Here is a 14,254-nt window from a genome sequence, read left to right as displayed (position 1 = left end):
TCATCAAGGTACCAGCTTAACACCAAAGGCCTGGAGGCACAGTGGAAAAAATCTGGTTGAAGAATTATGACCCTAAGGTTCCTGCCGATATCGATCCTGATCGTTATTCATCTATAGTCGACATTTTTGAACAAGCCATTGAAAAATATTCTGCTAATGTCAGTTATATCAATATGGGCAAAAGTATTACTTTTGCGGAGTTGGATGAGCTTTCTCGTGATTTTGCTGCATATTTGCAAAACTCTGGTTTGAAAAAGGGGGATGCGGTGGCAATTATGATGCCTAACCTTATCCAATATCCAGTGGCTTTATTTGGCATACTTCGCGCCGGTATGACAGTGGTAAATGTGAATCCTCTATACACCCCAAGAGAATTACAACATCAATTAACTGACTCAAACGCAAAAGCTATTGTCATTGTTGAAAATTTTGCCTGTACTTTGAGTGAAGTGGTTAAAGCTACTGCTTTAGAAACCGTTTTAATCACCTCTATTGGTGACATGTTATCCCCCCTGAAAAAAGTCGTCACAAACCTTGCGATCAAACACCTTAAAAAAATGATCCCAGCTTATGATTTACCTAATTCGCAAAGGTTTTTAAAGGCCCTCAAGCAAGGCCATAACCAACATTATCATCGCCCTGAGGTGACAGGCGAAGACTTGGCTTTTTTGCAATATACAGGTGGCACCACTGGTTTATCTAAGGGAGCGATGCTAACCCATAGAAATATCGTGGCGAATTTGGAGCAAACCTCGACTATTCTAGAAAACGTAGTTGAGATGGGTAAAGAGTTAGTGGTTACGGCTTTGCCTCTTTACCATATATTTGCCTTGCAAGGTAATTGCCTGACCTTTGTTAAATTTGGTTGTCCTAATTTATTGATCACTAATCCTCGGGATATGCCGGGTTTTGTGGCCGAGTTGGCCAAATATCCATTCACCGTTATAACAGGTGTAAATACATTATTTAATGGATTGCTTAACACCCCAGGTTTTGCTGAATTAGATTTTAGTCGATTAAAATTTGCTTTGGGTGGTGGTGCAGCTGTCCAGAGACCAGTAGCTGAACGTTGGCAAAAAGCCACTGGACATGTTTTGCTCGAAGGTTATGGATTAACCGAATGTTGCCCAACTGTGACCGTTAATCCGCCACAACTTAAAGCCTATAAGGGCTCAATTGGTATGCCTGTTCCTTCGACTGATATAAAATTGGTGGACGAAGAAGGAAACGAAGTTCCCATGGGAGAAGCTGGCGAAATGCTAGTCAAGGGACCACAGGTAATGAAAGGTTATCTTAATCGCCCTGAGGCAACCGATGAAATGATAGTTGATGGTTGGTTAGCTACGGGTGATATAGCAACATGTGATGCAGATGGTTACTTTTATATTGTTGATCGAAAAAAAGATATGATTTTAGTTTCTGGGTTTAATGTCTTTCCAAATGAAATCGAGGAAGTTGCCGCTATGCACGATGACGTTGTTGAGGCTGCTGCAATAGGTGTGCCCCACGAGGTCTCTGGCGAAATAGTTAAGTTGGTAATAGTGAGTAAAAGCCAAGAACTGTCAGAAAAAGAAGTGATAGATCATTGTCGTAAACACTTAACGGGTTATAAAATACCGAAAATAGTTGAGTTCACAGACGAGCTTCCTAAAAGTAATGTTGGTAAGATACTACGCAGAGAATTAAGAGATAAATAGCCCAACCGTTTACACTTATGTAAAAGCCGGCATTAGCCGGTTTTTTTATGGGTCTTGTGACCACTAATTTGGAAATCCATGCAATACAACTTTATAACCAGTAATCAAGCACTCGCCGATTTTTGTCAACAAGCCAGTCAGGTAGAAGCCATAGCTGTGGATACCGAGTTTGTGCGTACACGGACCTTATATCCTCAGCTGGGACTTATTCAGATTTATGATGGAAAACAATTAGTTTTAGTTGACCCCTTGGCGATTGATGATTTCTCCAGTTTGACTGAGTTATTAACTAATCCTAATGTGGTAAAAGTGCTGCATTCTTGTTCTGAGGACTTAGAAACTTTTTGGCATGCATTTAAAGTCATGCCTAGTCCCATTTTTGATAGCCAATTTGCTGCCAGTATAGTCGGTATGGGATCCGCTTTGGGGTATGCTAAGTTAGTAGAAATGATGCTTGATGTGACAGTTGATAAAGGCGAGTCACGCACTGATTGGTTAGCGCGGCCTTTACGTGATGAACAGTGTGATTATGCGGCTAAAGATGTGTTGTATTTGTTTCAACTTTATCCAGAACTTAAAGCCCGTGTAGAAGACCAAAATAAACTCTCTTGGGTGTATGCCGAAATTGCTCACCTATCAGCAAAGAAACAAAGTTTAATACCTTTAGATTCAGTGTATTTAACGATTAAAAATAACTGGAAACTATCCAACAAAGCTGTATTAATTTTAAAAATGTTGGCTGCTTGGCGAACATCAACTGCAAGGCTGCGTGATATGGCACTGAACTTTGTGGTGCGAGAAGAAAATTTAGTCTCTATTGCTTTACTGCAACCATCAAGTAAAAATGAATTACGTTCAATTGAAGGAATAAACCCGCACGAAGTAAGGATCCACGGTGATGCATTATTAGCGATAGTCGCTGAGTGTCAAAATGTAAGCGAACAGACTTACCCGCCTATTGTAAAGCGCTTAAATGATGTTGAAAATTATAAAAATACTGTCGCTAGTGTTAAAAAATTATGCATCAGTATTGCCGAAAAATATGCAATTCCACCGGAATTAGTTGGTTCTAAAAAACAAATTAATCAATTACTTAAATGGTGCTGGTTCAATCAAGATGAAACTCGAGATATGGGACTGCAACCAGATTTATTGAGTAGTTGGAGACGCGCACTTTTTGTTAACGAACTCCTTAAAATTGAGGCTTTAAATTTGTCGAGTGAACTGCTTGAGGTCAACTCATAATGTTGTGCGCGGTTTACAAAAGCAGTAAAAAACAAGAAACCTACTTGTATGTACCAGGCAGGGACGACTTCTCTAAGGTCCCGGAAGCTTTGTTAAAAACATTTGGTACACCGGTATTTTTAATGATTATGCCCCTTAAAAAAGATCGTGAACTGGCAAGAGTGGATATTGATAAGTTGCGTACTGAGCTCAAAAAAAAGGGATTTTATTTGCAACTGCCCCCCCCCACTGAAAATTTACTAAAAACGCATCTGCAACAGCAGAACACAGACGAATGCCTATGAAAAATAACTATTTCTTATTGTCTATTCTATTACTTTTAGTCAGTCAAACCTTGAGTGCTAAACCTACCTTCGAGCAGTACTTGGCTGATCTCAAGGTACAAGCCATTGAACAAGGTTACACCAGTGATTTTGTTGAGCAAGTGTTTGCAGATGTCAGTTACCATAAAAAAACGGTCACAGCTGACAAAAATCAACCAGAAACGAAATTAACATTAGATAAATACTTAGCCACCCGTGTACCCGATTGGAAAGTTAAAAAAGCCGTTGATTTAATGGCGCAGCATCGAGTGTTATTAGATCAAGTAGAGCAACAGTTTGGTGTGCAAAAGCGTTTTATCGTGGCGCTATGGGGGAACGAGAGCAACTTTGGCAGTATTATGGGTAAACACTCGGTGATTAATTCATTAGTGACTTTGGCATACGAAGGAAGGCGAGAAACGCTTTTTAAAAAACAGTTATTTGCCGCCTTAAAAATTCTTCAACAAGGACATATTGAACTTGAACACTTTGTTGGTTCATGGGCAGGTGCCATGGGACAGAGTCAATTTATCCCTACCTCGTTTTTAGACTATGCGATAGATTTTGATAACGACGGTCGAAAAGATATATGGAACAATGAAGCTGATGTATTCGCTTCTATTGCCAATTTTTTAAAATCAGAAGGTTGGAGTAGCCAAATAACATGGGGGCGTCAAGTAACAGTTCCTGACAACTTTGATTTTAGTTTGACTGGCCTTAAATCTTCATCAAAGCGTATGTTATCAGACTGGCAGGCAATGGATGTTAGACGTTATGATGGCGGAAATTTACCCAACTTGCCTATCAAAGGCTCACTTATCGCTCCTGACGGTGAAACCGGGCGTATTTATTTGGTTTACGAGAATTTTCATACATTAATGAAATGGAACCGTTCGAGTTATTTTGGGGTATCAGTAAGCTATTTATCTGATCGTATTAAAAAAGGGTCGTGAAGTCTTGTTTGAATATAAACATATTGATAGTGATGGCAAAAACATTGATTTACCAGTAGGAAAAGTGGTTTGTGTTGGGCGTAATTATCTTCAACACATAAAAGAATTAGATAATGAGGTACCATCTGAACCCTTGTTATTTAATAAACCTTCATCGGCTTTATCTGTGCTCAATAATCCTATTGTAATACCTAAAAATTTAGGTTCTTGCCACAATGAGTTAGAAGTGGCTGTATTGATTAAGACCAGACTCTGCCAATCCTCGATTAAAGAGGCAGAGGCAGCAATCTGGGGAGTCGGTTTAGGTTTAGATCTAACTTTAAGGGATGTGCAAAACGCATTAAAAAAGCAAGGACATCCATGGGAACGATCAAAAGCTTTTGATCGTAGCTGCCCTATGTCGCAATTTGTCGCTAAAGAAAAAATGAAAAGTTTATCCAATATAGACTTCAGTTTGAGTGTGAATAATGAAATAAGACAGCAAGGTAATAGCCAAGAGATGTTGTTCCCTATATTAAAACTACTCGTCAATATTTCTAATACCTTTACTCTTTTACCTGGAGATATTGTGATGACAGGCACACCAAAAGGTGTGGCAGCTTTAGTAGTTGATGATCAGATAATAATAGAATTGAATGAGCACTTTTTAATCAGGACATATGTTGTATAAACCATGAAATTTTCTTTTGACGTTACAGTCGACTCAGCGGATAAATTACTGATCTGTGAAGCTTTTGGCGAAGTTCGAGAAGTACTTGATCTTGAACATATGCTAAAGACTGTCGTAAAGATGGCAGGCAAAAATCAACTAAAAAATATTGTGATGGATAGTACTCAATTAAAAATCCACTGCTCCAACCAAGAAATAGCTCAACTGTTGATAATCACTCAAGAGAACGATTGGCTTGGTAATCTAAAAATCGCTATGATCGTTAAACCTGAACTTAATATTTATAATGTAATTGAAGGTCTAGCCGAAAACTTATCTTTGTTAATAAAAAATTTCGAAACTCGCAGCGAAGCAATGCTTTGGTTGTTGTTTGATAAAGCATAAGAAGCACATTGATGAGTAATAAATATAAGGACTGTCATGGATAAATATTGGGAAACTACCTCCCTTGAAAATATGACTGAAAAACAATGGGAAGGTATTTGCGATGGCTGTGCCAAATGTTGTTTGCACAAGTTCATCGATGATGAAGCAGTCACTGAAGCGGCACCTACAAGTCATATTCAACAGGGTGAAAAAATTCATTACACTAACATTGCATGCGGATTATTGAACACCAAAACATGTGCATGTACACAATACGCTGAGCGAACCACTCTGGTTCCAGAATGTGTCAAACTTACCAAGGACAATTTACAAGACATCTTTTTTATGCCTCATAGCTGCAGTTATCGTAGACTTTACGAAGATAGGGGGTTACCCACCTGGCACCCACTGCTAAATAAAGGCAAGAAATCGGTTATGCATAAAGCTGGCATGTCCGTAAGGGGCAAGACTGTTGCTGATCATGATGTTGATCTAGAGCAGTTTGAAGACTATATCGCGTTGTGGCCAATGGAAGATTTGGATTAGACTTTTGAGCTACGAGCTACGAGCTACGAGTTATTATTGAGCCACAACCGAATAATTAGCCTTGTGCCAAAATCTCTATTATCTATTGAGGCTTTCTTAAATCAAGAAAGCCTCAATAGATACCAACACCATCGCCTATGACACCAAAATATGCGGCAGCGATTCCAGTAACAGTGCTTATTTTAGAAACCATTGACACCATAGATGTAACCCATACGACTAAGTATTAGATTACATCTCATAAAACCTCTCACGCAAATGATTGAATCAGTCCCAATAGTTTGTCTTAAGTGTTTTTATCAAAATGTTCAAAATCGACTTCTTCGCTTTTTATCCCCGCATTAGGATCGTTATACACTTCGATATCTAATTCGTTCTCACTTTTGCCTACTATACAGGCCACCATGCAGTCGCCTGTGACATTAACAGCGGTGCGAGTCATATCTAACAACCTGTCCACGCCAATAATAAGAGCGATACCTTCTACTGGTAAATTTACTTGTTGTAGCACCATAGCGAGCATAATCAGGCCCACTCCGGGCACCCCAGCTGTTCCAATTGATGCAAGGGTTGCCGTGAGTATGACCATCATATAATCACTCAAGCTTAAATCTACGGCATAGACCTGTGCGATAAATACAGTGGCTACGCCTTGCATAATAGCGGTGCCATCCATGTTAATTGTAGAGCCAAGGGGCACGGTAAAAGAAGCTACTGAGCGTTTAACACCTAGTTTGCTAATGGCCGTTTCCATGGTGACTGGGAGTGTGGCACTGCTGCTTGCAGTACTAAAAGCAAATAAAGCGGCGTCACGCATTTTGCGTATTAATATTAGGGGGCTTAATCCGCTTAACAGCTTCAAAATTATTGGATAAGTCATAAACGCGTGGATAAACAAAACGAACACAACGAGGAAAAAGTACTTGAGAAGTCCAGAAAACGTTTCTAATCCAATTGTTGCCGATAACTTTGCCATAAGCGCAAATACACCATAAGGCGCAAGATTCATTAAAATGGTAACTAGTTTCATTATGACCGAACTAAAATCTTCAAATACTGAAATAAGCCTTTTGCCTGGTTCCCCTGTCATAGTCATAGCAATGCCAAAAAGTACGGCAAACACAATAATTTGTAACATGTTGCCTTCAGCCATCGCATTAATGGGGTTAGTGGGCATCATATTGATAATGACTTGGCCTAAAGAAGGGGCTTCTTTGGCTATGTAGGTAGACTCTGTCGCAAGGTTTAACCCTTGGCCCGGGGCAACTAATAAGGCAAAGGTCACGGCTAGACTAATTGCTATCGCAGTGGTGCCAACGTATAACAATATTGACTTCCCGCCTAATCGACCTAATTTAGATGGGTCAGACAAACTCGATGTGCCACACACCAAAGAAACAAAAACCAAAGGTACAACCAGCATCTTTAAGCTGGCTATAAAGATACTTCCCACTATATTAAATATACCTTCGACTAAAAGTGCATACGTTGAAACATGCATGCCAAATACACTAAAAGAAAAATCTCCGCTATTATCAAACAACCATTGTAATAAAGCTCCGATAATTATTCCGGCAATCATGCCGATAAAGATACGAGCGGTCAGTCCGAGTTTTTGTGAAGCGGGTTTTTGTGATGACGAGTGAGTTGATGTGGTCATGGAAATCCTAAGCTTTATTATTGTTAAAAGTCGCGGGTATTAGTGCTATTGAATTTGGTTATCTCGTATAACCTAAGCCTAGGTTAGCAAGATTGTCGGTCAAGCTGAACTGTTAAAGTGAATTTGCCATCACAATATGGCTCATGTGTATAGGAAAGGTTTATGATTTTACGTTTTAGAACGCTGTTTGGAATTTTGGTTTTACTTACCCTTTTCTCATGTGGGGGCGGCGGTAGCCTTTCTCGTGATGATAGTACAAACGGGGGAACGCCTGGAGGTGGAACAGTTACTGTCACCAGAAGTATTGCGCTGACTTTTACTGATGTTAATGGACAGTCATCAATATCACTAAGTGAATCCACTCCTTTAACGCTCACGGCAACAGCAACAGACTCGAACGGCGACCCTGTTACCTCTACCTTGATTACATATAGGTTCCAACCAGAAGGTTTGGCTGTTTTTGGCAATGATTCAGGCACTGCTTCTACTGATGCAAGCGGCGTGGCAACTATTCAAATACTGGTTGGCGAAAACTCTGGCGCTGGGGAAATAGTAGCGGCTCTCAGTTCTGGCGAAGAAGCAACGACTACTTTTAATTCAACAGGCACAACACTCATAGGTGAACAACCTGCTTCATTGGACTTGTTTGGCAGCTCCACTCAATTGGCCTCTAGTGGCTCCGATGATATTGAACTCATCGCTTTAATAAAAGATGCAAATAACGTGCTGCTTGAGGGTATAGATGTGACCTTTTCCGCTAATGCTGGTGCAAGTCTGCAACTTGAAAACGGTGGAAGTGTTGCGGTAACTGGTGTTGATGGTATTGCCAGAGCTACCCTTTCTACCCAAAATAACCAAGAAAATCGGACTATTGAGGTTACCGCTAGTACTGCGACTTTCTCTCAAATATTAGAAGTTCAAGTTGTGGGTACACAGATAAATATCAATGGATCATCATCCGCGATTTTAAATGATCCCGTTCCTTTAACCATTAGTTTGGTCGACTCTGACGGTAACGGTATTGCGAACGAAACTGTCAGTCTAAGTGCTACTAATGGGCAGTTGAGTGACACCAGCCCAGTTACCTCAGTTGAAGGACAAATTACAGTAAACTATACCAGTGATGTGGCAGGTTCTGATACAGTGGTTGCAATTGCGCTTAACTCGCAAAGTGAATTTTCCATAGCCGTCCAAGAAGACGATTTTTCTTTTGTTGATGCGTCGGTAGATAACGAAGCAGTTGAAGTTGAACTCAATACTGCAACTGAGCTAACAGTACAGTGGTTAAAAAATGGCACTGCTTTTGCCAATGGAAACGTAACGCTTACCACATCAAGAGGTCTAGTGGCCGTAGCTATTGCTAGTACGGATAGTGAAGGTAACGTGGCATTTTCGATTCAATCTAATAATGCCGGTTTTGCTTCAATCACTGCAACAGGATTAGATGCACAGGGCAATGAAGTGAATGCCAGAACTTTAGTGGAATTTGTCGCCACAGTGGCAGATAACATTATTGTTGATGGTACTCCCGACTCTGTGGCCCCAAGCGGCCAAACCAGTACTATTACTTCTGTGGTTCGCGACCCAAATGGTAACCTTGTTAAAGGCAAGGTGATTAATTTTGTAGTGGATGATGTCAGTGGCGGCACCATAGCACCTAATCAAGCAACTACTAATAGAAGCGGCATAGCATCAACAGTTTACACCTCCAACGCAGTCAGTAGTTTTGAGGCTGTCAAGGTCTACGCAACTGTAGCTGATACTCCAACAGTCAGTGATTTTACCAGTTTGACCGTTGGTGACAGAGCGTTTGATATTTCGATTGGAACTGGACGCTTAATTGAAGCACCTGAGCAATCTTCTTACTCAAAAGAGTTCTCGGTTTTTGTGACCGACCCAGACTCAAATCCTGTACCTAATGCGCTTATGACTTTTTCCGCACCTCCAGTGAAATTTTCCGATGGGGGCGTATTTCGTAAAGGTTTCTGGAGTTATGACAAAGATAACGATATTTGGTTACAAGTCATCACAGCGACTTGCCCAAATGAAGATGTCGATGGTAACGGAATACTGGATGTGGGTGAAGATGCTAATACGGACGGACTGCTAACACCTGGAAACGTAGTAAGTATCCCTTCTACAAGTACCACAGATGATAATGGTCAGACCTTGATTAATATATTGTACGCGAAACAATTCGGAGCATGGGTAGACGTAGATATTTCGGTTAATGCAGAATCTGCTGGTAGTGAATCATCAGAGAGCCAAGAGTTCGCATTACCTGTGTCTGCGGTTGATTTGGTGGATGAAGCCTCTCCACCACCTAGAAGTCCATATGGAATAAGTTCTAACTGTAATGATACAGATTAATCTATGAAGTAGATAAAAAGCCCGATCTTATCGGGCTTTTTTATACGCATACTTATTAAAAATAAATAGGTTAAAACATCACACCTGTTGAAATGGGTAAACAGAACCTAGATCTAACAATTGCGTCAACTCATCTAATGCCGTTCTAGACTCAATCAATAACTGAGGATCGCTCAAATCATTCACATGTAATGTATCGCGATAATGTTTATCCACCCATGTATTTAATCGCTCAAACTGCATGTCGTTGATTAAGGTACTTTGATTGACCGCTGCATATTCTTTGTCGGTCATGGCGACTCTTAAGCGCAAACAAGCGGGTCCGCCACCATTGCGCATACTCTCTTTAACATCGTGGTAGTACACATGTTTGATCGGTGTGTTTTGTGCAACCAAGTTTGTTAAATAGGCCGATACTGCAGGATTTTCTTGGCAATTAGTAGGAGCAATAATGGCCATATCACCATTCGCTAATGTGATGATTTGCGTGTTAAATAAGTAACTGTTAATGGCGTCTTGCACACTCACTTCATCGGTCTTTACACAAATAAAGTGCAAGTCGTCACCCACAAATTTTTGTCTTATCTCAGCTATTGCTTGTGACGATTGATAGAAAGCTTGTTCGTGAAAGAAGAGTACATTTTGGTTACCAACAGCGATGACATCATTATGAAACACGCCTTGATCAATTAAATCCGGGTTTTGTTGCACATATACCACATTGTCATCGTTCAGTCCGTGTAATCTCACCACCGCCTGACTCGCCTCTAGTGTCTGACGGGCCGGGAACTTTTTAGGTGCGGGTTTACTGGTATCAAAAGCATGGCGTCCGTACACAAACATTTCTAGGCCTGTATTGCCATAATCGCTACAAAGACGGGTGTGGTTAGCTGCGCCTTCATCACCAAAATGTTCGTTATCTGGCAAATGCGCATGATGGGCAAAATAATCTGGGTTTGAAAACGTTGCTTGGAGAATGTTACCCGTCACTTGTGGTTCGAGTGAGCGATGGTACTTATTGGTCAAATTTGCTGGGGTAAAGTGAATTTTCCCATCACTGGTATCGGCACTAGGCGAGACAGTTGCTGCGTTCGCTGTCCACATACTCGATGCGGAACAACAGGCTTGAAAAATAGCCGGAGCCTGTTTAGCTGCCATGGCTAAAACGTTGGCATCGGTTCCACTAAAGCCCAACCTACGAAGCGAAGCTATGTCAGGACGCTCCTGCGGCGCCAGAACACCTTGAACCATGCCAAGGTGAGTTAGGGCCTTCATTTTCTTTAGTCCTTGCTTAGCGGCCTGTTTAGGACTGCTTGAAGCACTCGCATTATTTAATGACGCTACGTTACCATATGATAATCCAGCGTAATTATGAGTCGGTCCTACTAGTCCATCAAAATTGGCTTCAAACTGTTTCATCTAAACCTCTCCTATTATTATTTATCAATGGCAATGGGGTAATTTACACCCGATATATATTGTCTGAAATCGCTTTTAAAAAACGAATGTGCGAGCATTATACTGTTTTAGTTGGTTATGCCAATCGAGCTGTTCGAAAAGTGAGCAATGTAAGCCACTGAAAAAAAAGAATATTAGATAAGTATGAAGAAGAACTTGTTTTCTATTCATTTTGTCGATATATGTTAAAAAGCAATTTTAAGAGGTAAACGCAACGTTGCGTTTACCTAACCAATAAATACCTATAAAAATCAAAGGTTAAAACCAATTTATGGCAAAACATCTAGTCATTGTCGAATCACCGGCAAAGGCAAAAACGATTAATAAATATCTCGGCAAAGATTTTATCGTTAAATCTAGTGTCGGTCACGTTCGGGATCTTCCTCACAAGGCTGTGGGCAAAGTTGCGCCTAAAAAACCAGCAAAAGAGCTCAAACTTCTTTCCGATAAAAAGCGTGAAACCTATTTACGGGATTATGAATATAAAAAACTCGTTGATCGTATGGGTATCGATCCTAAAAATGATTGGCAGGCACATTACGATGTGCTTGAAGGCAAAGAAAAAGTTGTCAATGAACTTAAAAAGTTGGCAAAAAATGCCGACACTGTCTATCTCGCAACGGATTTGGATAGGGAAGGGGAAGCCATTGCTTGGCACTTACGTGAATTAATCGACGAACCTGGCAAAAATTTTCAACGGGTAGTGTTTAATGAAATCACTAAAAATGCCATTCAAGAAGCCTTCGCTCACCCTGGAAAACTAAATGTCGAGCGAGTCAATGCGCAACAAGCTAGACGTTTTCTAGACCGAGTTGTGGGTTTCATGGTGTCGCCATTGTTATGGAAAAAAGTCGCTAGGGGCTTGTCTGCGGGACGTGTTCAATCTGTAGCGGTGCGTTTAGTTGTCGACCGTGAAAGAGAGATTAAAGCCTTTGTACCAGAAGAGTTTTGGGATCTACATGCAGATTTAAATACCGCCAAACAAACAAGTTTGCGGATGCAAGTTGTCAAAGAGAATGGCGCGGCATTTAAACCCGTTAATAAAGCTCAAACTGATAAGGCGTTAGGTTTCTTACAAAGCGCAAATTATCAAGTGGTGAGTCGTGAATCTAAGCCGACCCAAAGTAAACCTTCGGCGCCTCTTATTACCTCTACTTTGCAACAAGCTGCCAGTACTCGTTTAGGCTTTGGTGTGAAGAAAACCATGATGATGGCTCAGCGGTTGTACGAAGCCGGTCATATTACCTATATGCGAACTGATTCTACGCATTTGGGTCAAGAAGCGGTTGATAGCTGTCGGGAATATATTACCAATAATTTTGGTAATGATTATTTACCGGAAAATGCTATTAAGTATGGTAGTAAAGAAGGTGCGCAAGAAGCTCATGAAGCCATTCGTCCTTCTAATGTATTACTTAAATCTGAATCCATAAGTGATGTAGAGCGTGATGCTCAGCGCTTATATGAATTAATTTGGCGTCAATTTGTTGCATGTCAAATGACACCAGCTAAATATGATGCTAGCACCATTAGGGTCAAATCCGGTGATTTTGAATTGACCGCGAAAGGCCGAGTATTAAAGTTTGATGGTTGGACAAAAGTACAAAATCCCCAGCGTAAAAAAGGCGAAGAAGATTTATTGTTGCCTGATGTGAAAGAAGGTGAAAACTTAACACTTAAAACCCTTGATCCGAAGCAACATTTCACCAAACCTGTGGCGCGTTTTAATGAAGCGTCCTTGGTAAAAGAATTAGAAAAACGTGGCATTGGCCGTCCTTCTACTTACGCCAGTATTATCTCTACCATTCAAGATAGAGGTTATGCAAGAATCGAAAACAAACGATTCTATGCGGAAAAAATGGGTGAGATAGTTAACGATCGTTTGATGGAAAATTTCGACGATCTAATTAGTTATGATTTCACAGCGAATATGGAACAACAGCTGGATGAAGTAGCAGAAGGAAAAGCCTCATGGAAAGGCGTTTTAAACGACTTTTATGAGGATTTTGAGAAGAAACTAGTGGTTGCTGAAAAATCCCCTGAAGAAGGCGGCATGCGGTTAAATCAAGCCGTACCTACAGATATTGCTTGTGCAAAATGTGGTCGTCCAATGAATGTTCGCACCGCTAGTACCGGTGTGTTTTTAGGATGTTCTGGTTACAGCTTACCCCCTAAAGAACGCTGCACAGGTACCATGAATCTGACCGCGGGTGATGAAGTCATCAAAGTTGAGGATGAGGAAGAATTAGAAACTGAAGTATTACGCTCTAAACGTCGTTGTGACCTTTGTGGTACGGCTATGGACAGTTATTTGGTTGACGAGTCTCGTAAGTTACACGTTTGTGGTAATACGCCTACATGTGAAGGGATTTATGTGGAAAAAGGCACCTTTAAGATAAAAGGGTATGAAGGACCTATTATTGAATGTGACAAGTGCCAATCCAACATGGAATTAAAAAGCGGTCGTTTTGGTAAATATTTTGGGTGTACTAACGAAGAGTGTAAAAACACTCGTAAGTTACTCAGAAGTGGTGAAGCTGCCCCACCTAAAGAAGATCCCACTGACTTACCAGAGTTGGAATGTGTCAAGTCTGATGCGCATTTTGTGCTAAGAGATGGTGCATCTGGTATCTTCTTAGCGGCCCACAATTTCCCTAAATCAAGAGAAACCCGTGCCCCTAAAGTAGAGGAGCTAGCTAGATTCAGAGATAGGATTTCGCCAAAGTTTTATTATTTGGCCGATGCGCCCGCAAAAGATCCTGATGGTAGTCCGGCTATCGTGCGTTACAGCCGCAAAACCAAACAGCAATACGTTATGTCAGAAAATGAAGAAGGCAAAGCGACGGGCTGGTCTGCATGGTGTACCGACGGCAAATGGATAGCGGAAGATAAGCGTAAGAAACCTAAAAAATAAATTTAGGTTTCCGATTGACTCTTTTACGGCAGCTTTTGGCTGCCGTAATATTTTAAACTTAATCAAAATGGCA

At 40.8% G+C, this 14,254-nt stretch carries 11 protein-coding genes; 9 read left to right on the top strand and 2 right to left on the bottom strand.

Annotated elements, in window-relative coordinates:
* The first annotated feature begins 41 nt into the window (after positions 1 to 41).
* The 7 genes from fadD to CXF95_RS19110 all read left to right on the top strand — a co-directional run bounded on the left by fadD (position 42) and on the right by CXF95_RS19110 (position 5,779).
* The gene (fadD, locus tag CXF95_RS19140) at positions 42 to 1,697 is read left to right on the top strand and encodes a long-chain-fatty-acid--CoA ligase FadD (RefSeq protein WP_101200199.1); all 1,656 of its coding nucleotides are present in this window, start codon (positions 42 to 44) and stop codon (positions 1,695 to 1,697) included.
* A 78-nt stretch (positions 1,698 to 1,775) separates the two neighbouring features.
* Positions 1,776 to 2,942 carry a ribonuclease D gene (rnd, locus tag CXF95_RS19135; protein WP_101200198.1) on the top strand — a complete coding sequence of 389 codons (1,167 nt, stop codon included), beginning with the start codon at positions 1,776 to 1,778 and terminating at the stop codon, positions 2,940 to 2,942.
* The gene (locus CXF95_RS19130; RefSeq protein ID WP_101200197.1) at positions 2,942 to 3,226 is read left to right on the top strand and encodes a YcgL domain-containing protein; all 285 of its coding nucleotides are present in this window, start codon (positions 2,942 to 2,944) and stop codon (positions 3,224 to 3,226) included. The genes rnd and CXF95_RS19130 overlap by 1 nt, the downstream gene beginning before the upstream one ends.
* Positions 3,217 to 4,197 carry a lytic transglycosylase domain-containing protein gene (locus tag CXF95_RS19125; RefSeq protein WP_101200196.1) on the top strand — a complete coding sequence of 327 codons (981 nt, stop codon included), beginning with the start codon at positions 3,217 to 3,219 and terminating at the stop codon, positions 4,195 to 4,197. Before CXF95_RS19130 ends, CXF95_RS19125 begins: the two co-directional genes overlap by 10 nt.
* Before the next feature lie 4 nt (positions 4,198 to 4,201).
* A complete protein-coding gene (locus CXF95_RS19120; RefSeq protein WP_101200195.1) occupies positions 4,202 to 4,867 on the top strand; it encodes a fumarylacetoacetate hydrolase family protein in 666 nt (221 codons plus the stop codon).
* A 3-nt stretch (positions 4,868 to 4,870) separates the two neighbouring features.
* Positions 4,871 to 5,251 (top strand): hypothetical protein, encoded by a 381-nt coding sequence (locus CXF95_RS19115; RefSeq protein ID WP_101200194.1) that lies wholly within the window; start codon positions 4,871 to 4,873, stop codon positions 5,249 to 5,251.
* A gap of 36 nt (positions 5,252 to 5,287) precedes the next feature.
* Complete coding sequence (locus CXF95_RS19110; RefSeq protein WP_101200193.1) at positions 5,288 to 5,779, top strand: YcgN family cysteine cluster protein; 492 nt, start codon at positions 5,288 to 5,290, stop codon at positions 5,777 to 5,779.
* A gap of 286 nt (positions 5,780 to 6,065) precedes the next feature.
* Here CXF95_RS19110 and CXF95_RS19105 read toward each other — a convergent pair whose 3' ends face one another.
* Entirely contained in the window at positions 6,066 to 7,439 is a 1,374-nt protein-coding gene (locus CXF95_RS19105; protein ID WP_101200192.1) for a dicarboxylate/amino acid:cation symporter, read from the bottom strand.
* Positions 7,440 to 7,601: 162 nt separating this feature from the next.
* Here CXF95_RS19105 and CXF95_RS19100 point away from each other — a divergent pair, with 162 nt between their 5' ends.
* On the top strand, positions 7,602 to 9,809 hold the full coding sequence (locus tag CXF95_RS19100; protein WP_101200191.1) for an Ig-like domain-containing protein: 2,208 nt from the start codon (positions 7,602 to 7,604) through the stop codon (positions 9,807 to 9,809).
* Positions 9,810 to 9,887: 78 nt separating this feature from the next.
* On the opposite strand, the gene astB is transcribed toward CXF95_RS19100, so the two are convergent.
* Positions 9,888 to 11,228, bottom strand: a complete 1,341-nt coding sequence (gene astB, locus CXF95_RS19095; RefSeq protein ID WP_101200190.1) for an N-succinylarginine dihydrolase — start codon at positions 11,226 to 11,228, stop codon at positions 9,888 to 9,890.
* A gap of 310 nt (positions 11,229 to 11,538) precedes the next feature.
* Here astB and topA point away from each other — a divergent pair, with 310 nt between their 5' ends.
* Positions 11,539 to 14,181 (top strand): type I DNA topoisomerase, encoded by a 2,643-nt coding sequence (topA, locus tag CXF95_RS19085; RefSeq protein WP_101200188.1) that lies wholly within the window; start codon positions 11,539 to 11,541, stop codon positions 14,179 to 14,181.
* The last annotated feature ends 73 nt before the right edge of the window (positions 14,182 to 14,254 follow it).

The organism is Paraglaciecola sp. MB-3u-78 (genome assembly GCF_002835935.1).
Lineage (GTDB): Bacteria > Pseudomonadota > Gammaproteobacteria > Enterobacterales > Alteromonadaceae > Paraglaciecola.
Note: the sequence above shows the minus strand (reverse complement) of the source record. Positions and strands in the feature narration are given on the sequence as shown.